General features: G+C 71.2%; 16 protein-coding genes. 8 read left to right on the top strand and 8 right to left on the bottom strand.

Annotated elements, in window-relative coordinates; all coding sequences use genetic code 11:
* Window positions 1-28: 28 nt before the first annotated feature.
* From ACIRD8_RS04765 to ACIRD8_RS04785, 5 genes are all read left to right on the top strand, one after another.
* Window positions 29-3,217, top strand: a complete 3,189-nt coding sequence (locus tag ACIRD8_RS04765) for a glycosyl hydrolase 115 family protein (RefSeq protein ID WP_403986037.1) — start codon at window positions 29-31, stop codon at window positions 3,215-3,217.
* A gap of 27 nt (window positions 3,218-3,244) precedes the next feature.
* Window positions 3,245-3,637 (top strand): hypothetical protein, encoded by a 393-nt coding sequence (locus ACIRD8_RS04770; protein ID WP_403986040.1) that lies wholly within the window; start codon window positions 3,245-3,247, stop codon window positions 3,635-3,637.
* 170 nt (window positions 3,638-3,807) lie between these two features.
* Window positions 3,808-4,890 (top strand): NADH:flavin oxidoreductase/NADH oxidase, encoded by a 1,083-nt coding sequence (locus ACIRD8_RS04775; RefSeq protein ID WP_403986043.1) that lies wholly within the window; start codon window positions 3,808-3,810, stop codon window positions 4,888-4,890.
* Window positions 4,891-4,951: 61 nt separating this feature from the next.
* Window positions 4,952-5,680, top strand: coding sequence for a class I SAM-dependent methyltransferase (locus ACIRD8_RS04780; protein ID WP_403986046.1), 729 nt, complete (start codon window positions 4,952-4,954; stop codon window positions 5,678-5,680).
* Window positions 5,681-5,731: 51 nt separating this feature from the next.
* Window positions 5,732-6,079 carry an ArsR/SmtB family transcription factor gene (locus ACIRD8_RS04785; RefSeq protein WP_403986049.1) on the top strand — a complete coding sequence of 116 codons (348 nt, stop codon included), beginning with the start codon at window positions 5,732-5,734 and terminating at the stop codon, window positions 6,077-6,079.
* A gap of 16 nt (window positions 6,080-6,095) precedes the next feature.
* Here the strand turns inward: ACIRD8_RS04785 and ACIRD8_RS04790 are convergent, their stop codons facing one another.
* Both ACIRD8_RS04790 and ACIRD8_RS04795 read right to left on the bottom strand, forming a co-directional pair.
* Window positions 6,096-7,469 (bottom strand): FAD-dependent oxidoreductase, encoded by a 1,374-nt coding sequence (locus ACIRD8_RS04790; RefSeq protein WP_403986052.1) that lies wholly within the window; start codon window positions 7,467-7,469, stop codon window positions 6,096-6,098.
* 83 nt (window positions 7,470-7,552) lie between these two features.
* Window positions 7,553-8,212: a DUF305 domain-containing protein gene (locus ACIRD8_RS04795; protein ID WP_403987264.1), complete on the bottom strand. Its 660-nt coding sequence runs from the start codon at window positions 8,210-8,212 to the stop codon at window positions 7,553-7,555.
* Window positions 8,213-8,393: 181 nt separating this feature from the next.
* Between ACIRD8_RS04795 and ACIRD8_RS04800 the strand changes: the two genes are divergently transcribed.
* Window positions 8,394-9,884 (top strand): LVIVD repeat-containing protein, encoded by a 1,491-nt coding sequence (locus ACIRD8_RS04800; RefSeq protein WP_403986055.1) that lies wholly within the window; start codon window positions 8,394-8,396, stop codon window positions 9,882-9,884.
* A gap of 175 nt (window positions 9,885-10,059) precedes the next feature.
* On the opposite strand, the gene ACIRD8_RS04805 is transcribed toward ACIRD8_RS04800, so the two are convergent.
* The 5 genes from ACIRD8_RS04805 to ACIRD8_RS04825 all read right to left on the bottom strand — a co-directional run bounded on the left by ACIRD8_RS04805 (window position 10,060) and on the right by ACIRD8_RS04825 (window position 13,428).
* Window positions 10,060-10,239, bottom strand: a complete 180-nt coding sequence (locus ACIRD8_RS04805) for a hypothetical protein (RefSeq protein ID WP_403986058.1) — start codon at window positions 10,237-10,239, stop codon at window positions 10,060-10,062.
* Window positions 10,240-10,319: 80 nt separating this feature from the next.
* Window positions 10,320-11,045: an HAD family hydrolase gene (locus ACIRD8_RS04810; protein ID WP_403986061.1), complete on the bottom strand. Its 726-nt coding sequence runs from the start codon at window positions 11,043-11,045 to the stop codon at window positions 10,320-10,322.
* 30 nt (window positions 11,046-11,075) lie between these two features.
* Complete coding sequence (locus tag ACIRD8_RS04815) at window positions 11,076-11,768, bottom strand: phosphatase PAP2 family protein (protein WP_403986064.1); 693 nt, start codon at window positions 11,766-11,768, stop codon at window positions 11,076-11,078.
* Window positions 11,769-11,802: 34 nt separating this feature from the next.
* Window positions 11,803-12,738, bottom strand: coding sequence for a M56 family metallopeptidase (locus ACIRD8_RS04820; RefSeq protein ID WP_403986067.1), 936 nt, complete (start codon window positions 12,736-12,738; stop codon window positions 11,803-11,805).
* 87 nt (window positions 12,739-12,825) lie between these two features.
* Window positions 12,826-13,428 (bottom strand): DUF5134 domain-containing protein, encoded by a 603-nt coding sequence (locus ACIRD8_RS04825; RefSeq protein WP_403986070.1) that lies wholly within the window; start codon window positions 13,426-13,428, stop codon window positions 12,826-12,828.
* Window positions 13,429-13,608: 180 nt separating this feature from the next.
* On the opposite strand from ACIRD8_RS04825, the gene ACIRD8_RS04830 reads away from it, so the two are divergent.
* Entirely contained in the window at window positions 13,609-14,157 is a 549-nt protein-coding gene (locus tag ACIRD8_RS04830) for a GNAT family N-acetyltransferase (RefSeq protein WP_403986073.1), read from the top strand.
* A 24-nt stretch (window positions 14,158-14,181) separates the two neighbouring features.
* Here the strand turns inward: ACIRD8_RS04830 and ACIRD8_RS04835 are convergent, their stop codons facing one another.
* Window positions 14,182-14,865 (bottom strand): glycerophosphodiester phosphodiesterase, encoded by a 684-nt coding sequence (locus ACIRD8_RS04835; RefSeq protein ID WP_403986076.1) that lies wholly within the window; start codon window positions 14,863-14,865, stop codon window positions 14,182-14,184.
* 247 nt (window positions 14,866-15,112) lie between these two features.
* Between ACIRD8_RS04835 and ACIRD8_RS04840 the strand changes: the two genes are divergently transcribed.
* On the top strand, window positions 15,113-16,510 hold the full coding sequence (locus tag ACIRD8_RS04840) for a DUF6421 family protein (RefSeq protein WP_403986079.1): 1,398 nt from the start codon (window positions 15,113-15,115) through the stop codon (window positions 16,508-16,510).
* Window positions 16,511-16,536 lie beyond the last annotated feature (26 nt).

Genomic DNA, 16,536 nt, shown 5'->3' on the forward strand with positions numbered 1-16,536 from the left:
TGTGTGTGAACAAAATGGGGAGAGCGACATGGACAAGCACACCAGCCGCAGAGCGGTCCTCGGGGCCGGTCTCGGAATCACGGCCCTGGCGGCGACGCCGCTCGGATCGCTGATGGGACTGGCGGGCGAGGCGGCGGCGACGCCCGCCGGCTCGGGCCACTCCACGGCGGTCCGGCCCACCGACCCCGGCGCGTACATCTCCTTCACGCCCCGATCCGGAGCCTTCCCTCTGGTCAGGGCGGGCAGGGCGGCCCCGATCGTGGTCAGCGACAAGGACCACGACGGAGTCGTCCGGGTGGCCGGCGACCTCCAGGACGACATCGAGCGCGTCACCGGCGTCCGCCCCGCGCTCTCCCGGAACGCCGCACCCCGTGGCCGCGAGATCGTCCTCGTCGGCACCATCGGCCGCAGCCCGCTGATCGACGGCCTGATCTCCGCGGGCAAGCTCAAGGTCTCGGGGATCGCGGGCAAGTGGGAGACCAGCCTGCAGACGGTGGTCGAGAAGCCGCTGCCCGGAGTGGACCGCGCCTTCGTCATCGCCGGCAGCGACCAGCGCGGCACCGTCTTCGGCGTGTACGACGTCTCCCGCGGCATCGGGGTCTCGCCCTGGTACTGGTGGGACGACGTCACACCCGTCCACCGTGACGCGCTGTACGTCCTGCCCGGCCGGCACAGCCAGGGCACCCCCGCCGTGAAGTACCGCGGATTCTTCATCAACGACGAGAACCCGGCGCTCGGCACCTGGGCACCCGCCTTCTTCGGCCCCGGCAAGGCACCCGGCTTCGAGGGCGGGTTCAACGCCGCCTTCTACGCCAAGATCTTCGAGGTGATGCTGCGGCTGAAGGCCAACTACCTCTGGCCGGCGGTATGGGGCCGCGCCTTCGCCGAGGACGACCCGCAGAACCACGCCACCGCGAAGGCCTACGGGGTCGTCATGGGCACCTCGCACGAGGCGCCCATGATGCGGGGCATCGAGGAGTGGAACCGGCACGCCGTCGCCGCGGTCCGCGACAGCGCCGGAAACATCACCAAGCCGGGCCACGACCCGTACGGCGGCACCGGGGAGTGGTCCTTCCGCCGCAACGCCGAGGCCATCAAGGCCTACTGGCGCGAGGGCGTCCGCCGCATGAAGCGGGAGGACTTCGAGGGCGTGGTCACGCTCGGCATGCGCGGCAACGGCGACGTCAGCCTGCCCGACGGCGACGGCATCGAGCTGATGACGGAGATCATCGCCACCCAGCGCGGGATCCTCGCCGACGAACTGGGAGCGGAGGACGGGGTCCCGCAGGTGTGGACCCTCTACAAGGAGGTCCAGCACTACTGGGACCGCGGCCTGAGGGTCCCGGACGACATCACCGTCGTCCTCACCGACGACAACTGGGCGAACGTCCGCAAGCTGCCGGACCTGAAGAACGACCCCCGCAGCGGCGGTTACGGCCTCTACTACCACTTCGACTACGTCGGGGTGGGGCGGAACTACAAGTGGGTCGACACGGCCTCGCTCCCCAACATGTGGGACCAGCTCCACCAGAGCTCCGCCTACGGCAACCACGGCCTCTGGGTCACCAACGTGGGCGACCTCAAGGGCAACGAACTGCCCACCCAGTTCTTCCTGGAGTACGCCTGGGACCCCGACCGATGGCCCCTGGACGCGCTCCCGGAGTGGGAGGAGCGCTACGCCGCCCAGAACTTCGGCGAGCGCCAGGCGGAGGAGATCGCCGAGATCCTCCGCACGTACGCCCGTCTGCAGTCCCGTCGCAAGCCCGAGCTGCTCAACCGGAAGATCACCCTCGACCCGGCCAAGGACCCGGCGAAGGACTCCTCCGCCATCGTCCACGACGATCGGGCCACCCCCTTCAGTCTCGTCGACTACCGCGAGCTGGAACGCGTCACCGAGGACTGGCAGCGCCTGGACGCCGCGGCGGAACGCGTCCGGCGGGGCCTGCCCGCGTCCGCCCAGGACGCCTGGTACGAGCTCGTCGGCTACGCGGTCCGGGCGACCGCCAACCTGTACGCCCTGCGGGAGGCGGAGTTCACCAACCTGCACTACGCCCCCCAGGGCCGCGCCCTGACCAACCAGCTCGCCGCCACCGCCGAGGCGGGGCTGGCCGAGGACTTCGCCCTGGCGCGGCGGTTCAACACCGAGGTCGCCGACGGCAAATGGGAGGGGTTCCAGACCCAGCCGCACATCGGGTACGGGGACGTGGACCGTTACGGTCCCAACGCCCCCTGGCAGCAGCCCGAGCTGGACAACGTGGCGCTCGCGGACGAGATCTTCCCCGCGGTCCGGCGCATCGAACTCCCGCACAGGGCCGAGATGGGGGTGGCCGTCGACGGCTCGCCCGACTGGTGGCCGGGCTCCGGCAGCAGCGGCACGGAGCCGGTCCTGCCGGTCTTCAGCCCGTATCAGAGCCAGCCCGCCCAGTACGTCGAGGTGTTCAACCGGGGCACCGTCCCCTTCGACTTCCGCATCCGTACGGGCGCCTCCTGGCTGATCGCCGACCGGACGCGGGGCCGGGTGGACGCGCAGACCCGGGTCACCTTCCGCGTCGACTGGGCCCGGGCCCCGAAGGGCGTCACCCGGGTGCCCGTCACCGTGTCCGGCCCCGGCGGCAGCGAGGTCGTCGTCCGTGCCGTGGTCGACCGGCCCCGGCTGGAGCGGTCGCAGCTCAAGGGGTTCGTCGAGGCCAACGGATACGTCTCCGTCGAGGCGGACCACTTCCACCGGGCGGTCGGCCGCGGCGGGATCTCCTGGCGCCGCATCCCCGGCATCGGCCGCACCGGAGCGGGCATGGAGCCCTTCCCGGTCACCGCGGCACGGCAGACCCCGGGCGGCACCGGGCCCCGGCTGGAGTACCGGGTCAGCCTGTTCACCACCGGCCCGGTGACCGTCTGGGCGTATCTGTCGCCCCGCAACAACGCCCTGGCGACCGACGGGCTCACGTACGCCGTCTCCTTCGACGACGACACCCCGCAGTCCGTCAACATCACCGAGGTCACGGGGTCCGACGACGGCACCATGAACGCCCAGTGGGCCCGCAACACGTCGGACAACGTCAGCCGCACCGGCACCGCGCACCACATCGGCCGGGCCGGCACCCACGTACTGAAATTCTGGATGGTCGACCCGACCGTGGTACTCCAGAACCTCGTGGTGGACACCGGCGGTCTCAAGCCCAGCTATCTGGGCCCGCCGGAGAGTCTCCGGCTGAGCTGACCGGAGCGGGATGAGGAGGCGGCAGGGATGAGCATCGAGATCCGGGACACCGAGGGGCGCGGCGCGGCGCTGGAGGTGGCCCCCGGGCCACCGGAAGGGCCTCTCCAGGTCGGGATCCGGATCGCGGGCGCCTCCTGGTCGTGCTCCACGGCCGTGGCCAGGGAACTGGCCGCGGCCCTCGTCGCGGCGGCCGAGGAGGCGGAGAACGCGCGGTCGTCGGAGCCCGTCACCGTCAAGGCGCGCGAGCTGCTGCGCGGCGACGTACGGGACGGGGACCGGCTCATGACGGTGGAAGCCGTCAGGACGGACGGGGCGAACGTCCAGGTGACCTGGACATCGGGAGGCGGACGCAGCTGGAGCCAGATGTACGAGGCCGACGCCGACATCCGCCTCCGGCGCCGGCTGCGGCCGGGGAGGTGAGGGAGGCGCCGTACGGGGAGGTGAGGGAGGCGCCGTACGGGCGGCTTCGTATTTCGATAAACGCCGTAGTACGGTGAATCTCGTAGTACGGTGAACTTCGTACGAAGCGACGGCCCCGCACGCCCGGGGCCGTCGCGCCGCCAGCCGTGTCCCGAGGAACCGGAGCCCCCGTGAGTGCACTGTTCGAGCCCTACGCCCTGCGGTCGCTGACCGTTCCCAACCGCGTCTGGATGGCCCCGATGTGCCAGTACAGCGCCGCCCCCGACGGCCCGCTGGTCGGCGCCCCGACGGACTGGCACTTGCAGCACTACGGCGCCCGCGCGGCCGGCGGCACCGGCCTCGTCATCGTCGAGGCGACGGGGGTGAGCCCCGAGGGCCGTATCTCCCCGCAGGACCTCGGCATCTGGAACGACACCCAGGTCGAGGCGTTCCGCCGCATCACCACCTTCCTGAAGAGCCAGAACACCGTTCCGGCGATCCAGATCGCCCACGCCGGCCGCAAGGCCTCCACCGGGCAGCCCTGGAAGGGCGGCGCCCCGGTCGGCCCGGACGCGCACGGCTGGCAGCCCGTCGCGCCGAGCTCGATCGCGTTCGACGAGAACCACCCCGTGCCGACCGAGCTGACCGTCGGAGACATCCAGGACGTCGTCCGGCAGTTCGCCGACGCCGCCCGCCGCTCCCTGGACGCCGGCTTCGAGATCGTGGAGATCCACGGCGCCCACGGCTACCTGATCGGCGAGTTCCTCTCCCCGCACTCCAACAGGCGCACGGACGAGTACGGCGGCTCCTACGAGAACCGCACCCGCTTCGCCCTCGAGGTCGTCGACGCCGTGCGGGCCGTGTGGCCCGAGGAGCTCCCCCTGTTCTTCCGCGTCTCCGCCACCGACTGGCTGGAGGACGGCGAGGGCTGGACCGCCGACGACACCGTCCGCTTCGCCAGCGACCTCGAGGCCCACGGTGTCGACCTCCTCGACACCTCCACCGGCGGCAACGCCGCAGGCGTCCGCATCCCCGTCGGGCCCGGCTACCAGGTCCCCTTCGCGGCCCGCGTCAAGACCGGCACCACCCTGCCCGTTGCCGCCGTCGGCATGATCACCGAGCCGCGGCAGGCCGAGAAGATCCTGGAGAACGGCGAGGCCGACGCGATCCTCCTCGGCCGCGAGCTGCTCCGTAACCCGTCGTGGGCCCGGCACGCCGCACGCGAGCTCGGCGCGGAATCCCATGTCCCGGACCAGTACCACCGCTCCGTCTGACAGCGGTCGCGCAGGCGCGTCAGGGATCGGGGCCACCCCGAAGTGAGTACGCTGAGCGGCGATGTTCACTCCCCAGGGCCCCACGCTGCGCGAACTGGCCGTACAGGCGTTCTCCTCGACGATGCGCGGATACGACCTGCTCGCCCCGAAGTTCGACCTGACGCCCTACCGGACCCCGGACCGGGTGCTCGAAGCCGTCGCCGACGCCGTGCGGCCCCTCGGGCCGTTCGGCCGGGGCCTGGACGTCTGCTGCGGCACCGGAGCGGGCGTCGGGGTGCTGCGCGGGCTGTGCCGGGAGCGCGTCACCGGGGTCGACTTCAGCGCCGGCATGCTCGACGTCGCCCGGGCCGCGTACGACGGCACTGCCGGCGGCCCGGCGGTGGACTGGGTCAGGGCCGACGCCCTGGCGCTGCCGTTCGAGCGGTCCTTCGACCTGGCCCTGAGCTTCGGGGCGTTCGGCCACTTCCTGCCGGAGGAACGCCCCCGGCTGTTCGACCAGGTGTACGCGGCGCTGCGGCCGGGTGGCCTGTTCGTCTTCCCGGTGGGCGCTCCGCCCGCGGTGGGCTCCCGGGCCTACTGGTCGGTGCTCGGCTTCGACCTGGCCATGCGGGCGCGCAACACGCTGTGGCGCCCGCCCTTCGTCATGTACTACCGCACGTTCCCGCTCGCCGGCGTGGTGGACGACCTCGTACGGACCGGATTCACCGTGCGGCTGCTGCCCCTGGAGGAGTTCGGCCGGAGACCGGACGGCAGCCCTCGTGTCCGGCTCGTCACGGCGGCTCGTGGCTAAAACTACGACGACTCTCGTACAATGGAGTCTCCCGTACGAAGTGGAGCCATCGTGACGTCGAACGCCGCTCGCGTGCTCGCCCACCCCTCGCGCGAGGAGATCCGCGTCGAGGGAGTGCTCCACGCGCTGTCCGATCCGGTCAGGCTCCGGATCGTGCGTCAGCTGGCGGGCGCGGCCGACGAGCAGGCCTGTTCCCGCTTCGATCTCCCGGTCTCCAAGTCCACCACCACCCACCACTTCAGGGTGCTCCGGGAGAACGGCGTCATCACCCAGTTCTACCGTGGCACGGCCAAGCTGAGCTGCGTACGGACGGAGGACCTGGACGCCCTCTTCCCCGGCCTGCTGGACAGTGTTCTCGGCGGGGCGGACCTCCAGGCCGAGCGCCTCGGCCAGGGCTGACGCCTCCTCGGCCGCGCTAGCGGGAATCGCCCCGGGCCGCGTCGAGCAGCCCGGACCAGTCGGGGATCTTCACCGGCCCGCGTCCGAGCGAGCGGCCGAGCGCCGACTCGGCGCGTTCGATGGCCAGCCAGCCGTCCCATTCCACCGGCCGCAGCCCCTGGTCCCGGAGAGCGCCCAGCGGATCGGCGGAGACCTCGCGGCCGAGGAGCAGCGGCGCGTCCTCGATCAGCGAGGCGACCGTCTCCTTCGCACACGACCTGTTCGAACCGATCACCCCGGTGGGGCCTCGCTTGATCCACCCGGCGACGTACTCCCCGGGCGACGCCGTCCCGTCCCTGACCACCCGGCCCGCCAGATGCGGCACGGTGCCGCGCACGGGGTCGAAGGGAAGACCGGGCAGCGGCGTCCCCCGGTAGCCCACGGCCCGCAGCACGAGCTGGGCCTCGATGTCCTCGTACGCCCCGGTGTCCTGCACGCCCCCGGCACCGTCCGGGGCGGTCCGGGCGAACCGCACTCCCGCGACCCGGCCGTCCCGCTCCAGCAGTTCGACCGGACGCAGGAAGAACCGCAGCCGGACGCGGCGCTCCCCGTCGGGCGCGGCGGGCGGTGGATCCGCCGCCCATCCGCGCAGTACGTCCAGATTGCGCCGGACCACGGCGGGCAGGGGCGTCCCCCGGCCCCCGGCAGCGGCGTACGCCGGATCGCGCGCGAGCTCCGCCCCGTCGACGACGATCCGGGCCCCGGGGAGCGCGCCGAGCTCACGCAGTTCCTTGGTGGTGAACCTGGCCTGCGAGGGGCCGCGCCTCCCGACGACGTGGACCTCACGCACCCTGCTGGCCTCCAGCACGTCGAGCGCGGCCCGCGGCACGTCCGTGCCCCGCAGTTCGGCCGCGCCGCGGGCGAGGACGCGCGCCACGTCCACCGCCACGTTGCCGACCCCGATCACCACGGCCGAACGGGCCAGGAGAGCGAAGCCGTCGACGGCCGCGTCCGGGTGGGCGCTGTACCAGGAGACGAACTCGGTGGCCGAGAAGCTTCCCGGCAGCCCCTCGCCGGGAACGGCGAGAGGCCGGTCGGCAGCGGCACCGACGCAGTAGACCACCGCGTGGTAGAGCTCCTTCAGCCGGTCGGGTGACAGCCCGCCCGCGCCGCCCACCCCGACATGGCCGACGAAGGTGATCCGGTCGTCCTCCAGGACCGACCGGAGACTGCCCTGGAGCGACTTGATCTTCTCGTGGTCGGGCGCCACGCCGTAGCGGACCAGCCCGTACGGCGTCGGCAGCCGGTCCAGCACATGCACCCGCACATCCGGTACCCGCGACTGCTCCAGCAGGGCCTGGGCCGTGTAGACCCCGCTGGGTCCCGAACCCACGACGGCGACACGGAGCACGGCGCACCTCCTCCGGCTGGTTCCCTCCAGCATGGCACCGCCGACGGGCAGCGGGGAGAGGCTCGCGGGCCCGGTGAGGCCCTTCAGGTCATCAGTCCGCGCATCCGGTCGATCTCCACGGTCTGCTGGGCGACGACGTCGTTGGCCATCTCCTCCACCAGTACGTTGTTGCCGTCGGCGAGAGCCTCGGTCGCCATGGTGACCGCCCCCTGGTGGTGGGTGATCATCAGCTCCAGGAAGAGCCGGTCGAAGGCCTTGCCGTGCGCGGCCCGCAGCTGTTCGATCTGCCGGTCGGTCGCCATGCCGGGCATCGCGGCGTGGTCCTCGTGCGTCTCCTCGCGGTCATCCCCGCCGTTCTTCTTCAGCCAGCCCTCCATGGCGCCGATCTCGGGCTTCTGGGCGGCCGATATACGTTTCGCCAGCCGTTCCACGGAGGTGGAGGCGGCCCGCCCGGGGACGAGGGCGGTGAGCACGAGCGCCTGCTCGTGATGGGCGATCATCATGCGGGCGTAGCGGAAGTCGGCGGAGTTCGGGGTGTCGTCCCCGGCGGCCTTCACCGCCTCGTCGGCCGACAGCGTCCTGGCCGGTTCGCCGGGCTTTCCGGGCGCCACGACCGAAGTTCCCCCGTCCGCCCCGGCCTTCGCCCTGTCGCCGCCGTCGTCGCAGCCACCCAGCGCGAGGACGGCGGCCGCGAGCGCCGCCGTCAGAGTTGCTGTGCGCACGCGGGTGTTACGACGGTGCATCAACACGACGACCTCCATTGCCACATGAGTGTGTTGCGGACAGTCTTCACGCCTTCCACCCGGCCCGTGATCAAAAACTTTATTACGTCTCTGTTGCCGTCTGTTGGTGTGTACATGATACGGGTCATACTGCCGGGGTCCATGAACCGTTCGTCGACGAACGGATACTAGGGAGGACGCAGTGACCTCGTTGCACACCACCAGCGTGCGGAGGAGACGTCTGGGTGTGGTGACAGCCGCGGCCGGGCTCATTGCCACGCTGTTCACGGCCGGGCCCGCAGCCGCGACACCTGACCCGGGTGACACCGCCACCACCCGCAGCGGTGTCTCCGTGAGCGAACAGGCCGAAGCCAGGGCCGCCATCGAGAGCGGCGAGATACCCGGCGTGGACGAGATCGTCCACAGCGACAACATCCAGCACCTCGCCAACGTCCCCAAGGACGCGCTGCAGGGGCTGAACACGGACCTCGCCTTCCAGGGGAAGTACGCCTACGCAGGCAACTACGACGGCTTCCGCATCTTCGACATCAGCAACCCGAAGAAGCCGAGGACCGTCACACAGGTGCTCTGCCCCGGATCGCAGAACGACATCTCGGTCTCCGGGAACCTGCTCTTCCTGTCGACCGACTCCTCGCGCAGCGACAACTCGTGCGCGAGCACGACGCAGCCCGCCACGGAGAAGTCCTCCTGGGAGGGCATGAAGGTCTTCGACATCAGCGACAAGCGTCACCCGAAGTACGTCGCCGCCGTCGAGACCGCGTGCGGGTCGCACACCCACACGATCATTCCCGAGCGCAAGAACGTCTACGTGTACGTCTCCTCGTACTCGCCGAACGAGACGTTCCCGGACTGCCAGCCACCGCACGACGGAATCTCCGTCATCAAGGTGCCGCGCAGCACACCCGAGAAGTCCCGGATCGTGAACTTCCCGGTGCTCTTCCCGGACGGCGGCAACCCCGGTGCGCCGACCAACCCCGGCGTCTCCAAGACCACCGGGTGCCACGACATCACCGTGCTGCCGTCGAAGGACCTGGCGGCCGGCGCGTGCATGGGCGACGGTCTGCTGTTCTCCATCAAGGACCCGGAGAACCCCAGGATCATCGACCGCGTCCAGGACAACGTGAACTTCGCCTTCTGGCACTCCGCGACCTTCAACCAGAAGGCCGACAAGGTCGTCTTCACCGATGAGCTCGGCGGCGGCGGCGCGGCCACCTGCAACGACGAGATCGGTCCCGACCGCGGTGCCGACGGCATCTACGACATCACCGGCCGGGGCGACCACCGCAAGCTGGTCTTCCGCTCCTACTTCAAGATCGACCGTCCGCAGGCCGACACCGAGGTCTGTGTCGCGCACAACGGCTCGATCATCCCGGTCAAGGGCCGCGACCTGATGGTCCAGGCCTGGTACCAGGGCGGGGTCTCCGTGTGGGACTTCACCAACTCCGCCAAGCCCAAGGAGATCGCGTACTTCGAGCGCGGTCCGGTCACCCTGGACGAGGTCACCACGGCCGGTCCGTGGTCGGCGTACTACTACAACGGCTACATCTACTCCAACGACATCGCGAAGGGCTTCGACGTCCTGAAGCTCGACGACCGGCGGACCGACCCGGCGAAGAAGGTGCGGCTGCAGGAGCTCAACGTGCAGACGCAGCCGGACTACTTCGCCCGCTGATCCATCGTTCTCCCCCGCGGACGAACGCGAGTGCCCCGCCGGACGGAGTCCGTCCGGCGGGGCACGTTCAATCTCATTGACCCCCGCGCTGCGCGGGGGACATGCTGTACCCCTGATTCCGGCGATGCGGGGGATCGCCGGAATCAGCGGCGGGGCGGCGGTGCGCCCCGGTCGCTCAGGCGGCCGGCCGCACGCTCGTACCCGCGGCCGCGGCCCACTCCACCAGCAGGCGCTGGTACTCCGTCTCCTCGTCCGGGGACAGCAGTCCGCCCGAGCGCTGCCACAGGGTGCGGATCTCTTCGTTGACCACGGAGGCGGGGCGCACGGCGGCGGACGGGTTCGGATACGGGGACATGTCCACCAAGCTAAACCCCCGCCGGGCGTTCGGACCCCCTCCGGGACAGGGATATCCCTCACACCGTCTCCCGGAATCCTTCACGAGCGGCGCGTACCCGGTGCCTCTCCGGCGAGTTCCGTGAGTCCGAGCGCCCGGAGCGCGTCCGGCCGCTCCGCCACGGGCAGATGGTCCACGAAACGCACCTCGCAGCCCACCGCCGCCGCGCCCGCGTCCGCGACGCGGTCGTCACCGACCATCACCACCTCCGCCGGATCGAGCTCCAGCAGCGCGCACGCCGTGCGGAACAGGTGCGGATCGGGCTTCTGTACGCCGTGTTCGTAGGACAGGACGTACGCGTCGACGTGGTCGTCCAGACCGTGCGCGCGGAAGACGGGGCGCAGGTCCCAGCCGATGTTGCTGACGATCCCCACCGCGACGCCGTTCCGGTGCAGTCCGCGCAGGACCTCCTCGGCATCGGGGTACGGCCGCCAGGCGGCGGGGCTCATATGGCGGTCGTACAGCGCGTCGTACAGGCCGGGGTCCGGTAGCTCCGCCTCGCGGGCCAGCCCGGTGTAGGCCTCCCTGTGCGTCCGCGCGGTGCGGTCGCGATCGGCCCACGCGGCGGCCAGCGACGGTGGGATCCGCTCGGGGGCCGGCCCGCCGGGCAGCGCTCCTGCCGCGGTCAGCCGGCGCGTCCAGTGTTCGAAGTCGGCCTGCTCCACGGTTGCGGAGCGCGCGTCCAGGACGGCGCGCAGCCACGATTCGACCGACTCGATCCGGAAGAGGGTCCCGGAGAAATCGAAAAGCACACCCTTGATCTGCATGAGCTGATCCTCTCCGCCGCCGGTGAGGATCTACAAGGGCCTGCCCTCGCCACCGGCCGGCCGGGTGCGCGCGGTGTACGTGGTGTACGCGGCCACGGAGAGCGCGGCCACGGCGCCCCCCAGCAGCACCCCGCCCAGTACGTCGCTCAGCCAGTGCACGCCCAGATAGACACGGGTGAGGGCCACCCCGGCCACCGAGACCACGGCAAGCACCAGTGCGCCCCACCACAGCGGTGGCCGCACGCCGTGCAGGCGCAGCAGCCACACCAGCAGCCCACAGGTCACCGCCGCCGTCATGGCGTGCCCCGAGGGGAACGCCGCGTACTGCGCCGAGTCCACCGGGTCGGGCCACCGAGGGCGTTCCCGGCCCACGGCTGCCTTCAGCCCCTGCTGGACGAGCGAGGTGAGCAGGCTGGTGGCGGCGACCCATCCCGCCAGGAGCCGGGAACCGCGCCACCACAGGGCGACCACGACGGCGGCGGTCAGCAGGCGCATGGCCCAGGGGTCCCACACCCAGTCCGTCAGCACCCGGGTGACCTGCACGAGCCCCTGCTGGGTCACCGCCCGGCGGTGCAGTGCCTCGGCCACCGTGGTGTCCAGCGACATCAACGGCGGCCAGCGCGCCGCGACCAGCGCGAGAAGGACGAGGGAGAGCGAGACGCAGACGAGGCCGGTGATGAGCGAGGGCGCCGGGGTGCGGGGAGTGCGGGGAGGGGAGTGCATGGGGATGATCCTCGTTCACGAGGCACGCGTGAAGCTATCCCAGAGCGCTGAGTCCCGGTACGAAGGCCACCAGCAGCGGTACGACGGGTACGAGCGCCGCGGCGGCGGTCAGCCGCAGCCGGCGCCCCGCGGTGAGCCGTTCCACGGGCGCGAGCAGGCGGTTCACCCTGAGCGGCACATGGGCGCCGGAGGCCGGAGCCGGGCCGAACACACCGCGGTCCTCGTTGAGTTCGACCAGGGCGAGGGCGATCGTGAGCCGCCCGAAGCGCCGTGACGCCACGTCGTCCGCGGCCAGTTCGACGAGGCAGTGCATCTCGTCACGGAACGCGGCGAACACCGGTACCTGCGGGAATCCCGTCGCGAGGGCGTCCGAGCAGTGCAGGAGCCAGTCGTGCCGGGCCCGGGCGTGGCCCTGCTCGTGTGCGAGCACGGCATCGAGCTGACGCCCCTTCAGCCGGCCCAGCGCCGCGGTGGTGATCACCAGTTGGGGCGCGGCGCCCGGCAGCCACCAGGCGTCGGGCCGTTCGCCCTCGAGCACCACGAGGCGTCCGCTGCCGGGTTCCTCGCCCGGCAACAGCGGGGAACGGACCAGCAGTTCGGTGCGCCGCCGCCTGCGTCGCACCCGGGCGCGGTGGATCTCCCGTACGAGCATGGCGGCCGACCAGACCCCGCCGAGCGCCAGCAGGACCGCGATGACCGCCGACCACGGCCCGTACGCGCCCAGGGCGTAGGCCTCGACCACCGCGTGCGGAGCGGGCGCGAAGACATGGCCGCGGACCGCCTGCCAGGCGGCGGCCGCGCTGAAGGTCATGGAGAGCCCGAACGACAACAGGACGCCGGCGACCACGCACTGCCAGACCCACAGGGCCACGACCGGCTCGCGCTCCGGCCACCGGGCCCTCGCCATCAGGCCCGGGGCCACGACGGCAGCCAGTGCACCGAGCAGCAGCAGCGCGAGGGAGACCAACATGGGCGTCAGCCTATGAGTGCCGCGGTATCCACGGGTATGGCCGCGCGCGCCAAGTGACGTACGACACGGGGTGAGGGGCTCGCCGTCTCACAGGGTGAGCAGCATCGCGAACATGCCTATCCCCATGGTCAGCCGGCACGCCAGGGCCAGCTCCGGCCGGGCGCCCCAGGCCGGGGCCGTCCTGCCGCCGCTCCCGCCGGCCGGTACGCCGGCTGGCGCGGGAGCCGGTATCAGCCGTCCCGCCGCGTGCAGGACGTAGAGCGCGTAGTAGACCAGCAGTACTCCCGTCAGCACGGGGATGCCCCCGGCGGAGCCGGCCGCCCCCGCTCCGTGGCCGCTGTGGCCGCCCCCCGTGGCGTGGCCGGCCCCCGGTGCCATGGCCAGGGCCATGTAGACCATGGCCAGCGAGCCGACCAGATGGTGCAGATGATGGCCGCCGGCCCTGGCGGACACGGCCGCGTGCAGTGCGGCGGCGCCGAACACCACCGTGTACACCACCCCTATCCATTCCGGGAGCGCGAGCAGGGCCGCGGGTACCGCCATCGCGGCCATCCCGAACCCCATCAGCGCCTCGGCGCGCGCCGATGCGCGTTCCCGCTCCGTGCCGTCGCGGGTCCGCAGCAGGCAGTACGCCCCTGTGGCCCCGCACAGCACCATGAGCAGCCAGCCGGACAGCGCCGGTCCGTGCACGGTGCACCTCCCCCTACGGCGGATCACGCCGGTGTCGTCCCATCGATGCCCCGTTCCGGCTGCCGTTACCGGGGCGCATTGGGGTACTGGGGGAGCGCGCCCGGGCCTGCGGGGGGCGGTCGGGGGCCGGGTTAGTCTCGGGAAGACACCCTCGGCAGCACACCACCGGAGAAGAGCCACATGGACAGCGCACCGGCCACGGCACGGGCAGAACTCACCTTCCGCGACGCGACCGGCGACGACGTGCCGGTCCTGGTGCGACTCGTCGAGTCCGCCTACCGGGGCGACGCGAGCCGGGCCGGATGGACCACCGAGGCGGACATCCTCCAGGGGCAGCGCACCGACGCCGACGGGGTGCGCGAGGTCCTCGCGGCCCCCTCGGGCCGGGTCCTCGTCGCCGAGCTCGACGGCGGGCCGGTCGCCTGCTGCCAGCTCGAACACCGGGGGACGGCCGCGTACTTCGGCATGTTCGCGGTCAGGCCGGAACTCCAGGGCGCGGGCCTCGGCAAGGTCATCATCGCCGAGGCCGAGCGCACGGCCCGCGAGGACTGGGGCGTCGGCGAGATGCACATGACGGTGATCTCGGTCCGCGAGGAGCTCATCGCCTGGTACGAGCGCCGGGGCTACCGCCGTACGGGAGAGCTCACGCCCTTCCCGTACGGCGACGAGCGCTTCGGCATCCCGCAGCGCGACGACCTCGTGTTCGAACTCCTGGTCAAGGAGCTGTAGGGCGCGGGACGCGCGCGGGGCGTCTCAGGCGGTGAAGCGGCCCGCGCGCCGTATCTCCGGATAGTCGGTCGTCGCGCCGTCCAGGCCCAGCGCCCGGACGAGCCGCAGGTGATCGGGGGTGTTGACGACCCAGCCGATCACCTTCAGCCCCTCCGCGTGCGCGTGTTCGACCACTTCGAGGGTGAGGCGGCGGATGTTCAGGGCGAGCGTCGCCGCGCCCACCGCCTTCGCCCGGTCCACCACGTCGCCCTCCCATCTGCTGGCGATGAGCACCGTCCGCACGCCGGGGACCAGCTGCGCGATCTCGGCGACCGCCTCGTCGTGGAACGAGGACACCTCGACGCGGGCGGCCAGATCGCGTCGCAGCATCACCTCGGCCAGGGCTCTCGCCGCCGCCACGTCCTTGATCTCGGCCTGGAGGGGCGAGCCGACCGCGTCGAGCACCTCCTCGAAGACGGGCACCCGCTCGCCCTGCCCGGCGTCGAGCCGGCGGAGCTCCGCCAGCGTCTTCTCGGCGATCAGCCCCCGTCCGTCCGTCGTGCGGTCCACGGCGGGGTCGTGCATCACGGCGAGCGCGCCGTCCTTGCTCAGATGGAGATCCAGCTCGACGGCGTCCATGCCGGCCTGCTCCGCGTGCGCGAACGAGCGCAGCGTGTTCTCCGGCTCGACGCCCATGACACCGCGATGACCGATGGTGAGAAAAGTCAAGGCACTCCCGCTTCCGTCCGTCGTGTTCGCCTCGCGTGCGGCTCCTGCCCCCAGGGAACCAGTTCTTGGGTGCAGGACGGCCGCTGCCCCAGCAGTACGGCGGAAGAAGTTGCCGCATGGAGGTGTGGCAGGAAAAATAACGGTGAACATGTGAGTCGGCAGGATAATTTTCTGCCCTCCACTTGTCCGAAGGAGCCGCGCATGGATACGGTTGCTTGACGCGAGGTTCTCCCGTGAAGGAAGTGTTATGACGGAAATTCTTGAGCACGCCGCCGCCACCGGCGCGATAGCTTCTGCCCAGCGGGTCGTGGAGCACCCGGCCTGGCCGGCGCTCAAGAGTGCCGTGGAGGAGCTCCGCCCCTGGCAGTCCAAGGACGGCTCCATCGATTTCGAGGCCGACGGCGCACCCTCCGCCGACGCGGCCGGAGCCGTCGTCGCACGCGTGATCACCGCGGTCGAGCAGCTCTCCCCGCTGCTCCCGCACGACGACGCCTACCACCGCGCGCTCGTCACCGATCTGCGCCGCTGGGCCGCGGACGGCTTCGACGTCCCGGACTTCCTCGACTCCCTGCTCGCCTTCCAGCCCGCCAGGAACCGCGCCGACGGCCTCCAGCACCTGGTCGTCTTCGCGATGTACACGCAGAACGGCAACCCGGACCGCAATCTCGAAGCCGTCGTGCTGCGGATGGTCTGGCCCGAGTGGCTCGCCGACCTGGAGGCCACGCGGTACGACAACCCGCTGTTCTGCGGCATCACCTTCGAGGACTTCACCTCGGGCTACGACACCAACTCCGCCGTGCTCTTCCCCGAGACCATCGCCGTACGCGAGGCGCCGGAGCGCTTCAGCTGGGGCGGCATCTTCTGCGACCGTGAGGCGGCCCGCTTCCGCCGCGTGACGGAGGCGTCCGTCGAGCTGCTGAGCGTCGTGCTGCCCGACGACATCCGCGAGATGCTCGGCGACCAGAAGCGCTGCGAGCAGGCCTTCGTGCTCTGGGACATGGTCCACGACCGCACCCACAGCCACGGCGACCTCCCGTTCGACCCCTTCATGATCAAGCAGCGCCAGCCGTTCTGGATGTACGGCCTCGAGGAGCTGCGCTGCGACCTCACCGCCTTCAGGGAGGCCGTGAAGCTGGAGGCCGACGGCTTCGGCCAGGGCCGCGACGTCCAGTTCGCCGTGCTCTTCGACCGGATGTTCCGTTTCCCCGTCACCGGCGAGCGGGTGCGCAACTACGACGGCCTGGGCGGTCAGCTGCTCTTCGCCTACCTCCACAAGCACGACGTGGTCCGCTGGACCGACAACACCCTCAAGATCGACTGGGCCCGCGCCCCGGAGGTCACCAACCAGCTCTGCGGCGAGATCGAGAAGCTCTACCGCGACGGGATCGACCGCCCCAAGCTCGTGCACTGGTTCGCGGCGTACGACCTGGTCTCGTCCTATCTCGCGCCCCACCCGGGATCCCGCTGGGCCAAGGGCCCCGACGCCCTGGACCTCGATCAGCCTCCTCGGAAGCTCGTCGACGACGTGCTTCCGGACGAGTTTCCCCTGAGCATGTTCTATGAGGCGCTCTCGAAGAAGCTGAAGCATGTGATCGCCTCCACCAAGGGGATCACCGCGGCGGACGCCGGGCGGGCAGCTGCGTGAGCGCGGGTTCTGAGGAGGCGGTGGCG

The sequence above is a fragment of the Streptomyces sp. NPDC102451 genome (assembly GCF_044765485.1).
Lineage (GTDB): Bacteria > Actinomycetota > Actinomycetes > Streptomycetales > Streptomycetaceae > Streptomyces.

Bases quoted from the DNA above. Each gene is read 5' to 3' on its own strand.
- ACIRD8_RS04765 (WP_403986037.1), top strand. From the start codon at position 29: ATGGACAAGCACACCAGCCGCAGAGCGGTCCTCGGGGCCGGTCTCGGA.
- ACIRD8_RS04770 (WP_403986040.1), top strand. From the start codon at position 3,245: ATGAGCATCGAGATCCGGGACACCGAGGGGCGCGGCGCGGCGCTGGAG.
- ACIRD8_RS04780 (WP_403986046.1), top strand. From the start codon at position 4,952: ATGTTCACTCCCCAGGGCCCCACGCTGCGCGAACTGGCCGTACAGGCG.
- ACIRD8_RS04795 (WP_403987264.1), bottom strand. From the start codon at position 8,212: ATGCACCGTCGTAACACCCGCGTGCGCACAGCAACTCTGACGGCGGCG.
- ACIRD8_RS04805 (WP_403986058.1), bottom strand. From the start codon at position 10,239: ATGTCCCCGTATCCGAACCCGTCCGCCGCCGTGCGCCCCGCCTCCGTG.
- ACIRD8_RS04810 (WP_403986061.1), bottom strand. From the start codon at position 11,045: ATGCAGATCAAGGGTGTGCTTTTCGATTTCTCCGGGACCCTCTTCCGG.
- ACIRD8_RS04815 (WP_403986064.1), bottom strand. From the start codon at position 11,768: ATGCACTCCCCTCCCCGCACTCCCCGCACCCCGGCGCCCTCGCTCATC.
- ACIRD8_RS04820 (WP_403986067.1), bottom strand. From the start codon at position 12,738: ATGTTGGTCTCCCTCGCGCTGCTGCTGCTCGGTGCACTGGCTGCCGTC.
- ACIRD8_RS04830 (WP_403986073.1), top strand. From the start codon at position 13,609: ATGGACAGCGCACCGGCCACGGCACGGGCAGAACTCACCTTCCGCGAC.
- ACIRD8_RS04840 (WP_403986079.1), top strand. From the start codon at position 15,113: ATGACGGAAATTCTTGAGCACGCCGCCGCCACCGGCGCGATAGCTTCT.